At 77.4% G+C, this 261-nt stretch carries 1 protein-coding gene; it reads right to left on the reverse strand.

The window, feature by feature from the left end; all coding sequences use genetic code 11:
* A partial coding sequence (locus NP777_RS47465; protein WP_256656415.1) for a hypothetical protein occupies positions 1 to 261 on the reverse strand: 261 nt, incomplete at both ends.

Here is a 261-nt window from a genome sequence, read left to right on the forward strand (position 1 = left end):
CGTCTCCGGCCCGGCGTATCCGAGCACCGTCGCGACATTCGTACGGACCAGGTCCAGCAGCACATCGAGCTGCTCGGCCTCGTCCAGCCCGGCCAGCCGCCGCGCCAGCGCACCCGACGCCGCCGCGCCCTCCGCCGCACGCCGCCCCGGAACCCGCACCAGCCCACGGAACAGGGGCGCCGGCGCACCGCTGCCCGCCTGCGCCCGGAGCGCGGCCATGTCCAGCGACATCGGGACCAGCACCGCCTCACCGAGGCGGCC

Source organism: Streptomyces rugosispiralis, from assembly GCF_024505145.1.
Classification (GTDB): Bacteria; Actinomycetota; Actinomycetes; order Streptomycetales; family Streptomycetaceae; genus Streptomyces; species Streptomyces rugosispiralis.